Below are 722 nucleotides of genomic sequence, written 5' to 3'. Positions count from 1 at the left end.
TGAGCACTAACTCCACCTCAACAATCGCGTTTCGTTCCCCTCTTCCGGCTTCGCTGGAATATTGAGTGACAACAACAAGCTAACGGCGGCCATACCCGCTCCGATGTAGAAAACGCTAGAAGGCGACACCAACCAAATCATCCCGAATGTAACGGGAATCACCACCGCTGCGATGTGGTTGATGGTAAACGCAACGCCAGCGGTCGATGCCATATCGGCCGGATCAGCAATCTTCTGGAAGTACGTTTTAATCGCCAAGGCAAGCGCAAAGAACAAGTGGTCGACAACATACAGCGCCGCAGCCCATTCCGCCGTTTGCACCAAACCATATCCCACAAAGACGAAAATCAAACCGACGTATTCAAACGTTAATGCCTTACGCTCACCGACAACACCGATAAAACGGCCAATGCGCTTGGCAAATAAAAAGTTAAACAGGTAGTTGATCAAAAACAGTAAGGTAATGTCTGCGGCAGAGTAGCCAAACTTCTCTACCATCAGGAAGCCCGCAAATACAGTGAAAATCTGTCGACGTGCACCACTCATAAAAGTGAGGGCGTAGTAGAGCCAGTAACGCTTGCGGAGCACCAGCTTTTTATTTTGCGGCACCTCGGTTTTAAACTCTGGAAAAGCAAACACCATCACCAGCACCAACACGAAACCCACCCCACCAGCGACTAAGTATACGGTGCGAAAATCGAATTTCAGTTGCTCCAACATTA

General features: G+C 48.9%; 1 protein-coding gene. It reads right to left on the bottom strand.

Features of this window, described 5'->3' with window-relative positions:
• Window positions 1–6: 6 nt before the first annotated feature.
• Window positions 7–722, bottom strand: a 716-nt coding sequence (locus tag R7Q48_RS27275) for an MFS transporter (protein WP_318133382.1), incomplete at its 5' end; no start/stop codon positions are given.

This window comes from Vibrio sp. 378 (assembly GCF_033339435.1).
The sequence above is the reverse complement of the archived record's forward strand: the minus strand, read 5'-3'. Positions and strand labels throughout refer to the sequence as shown.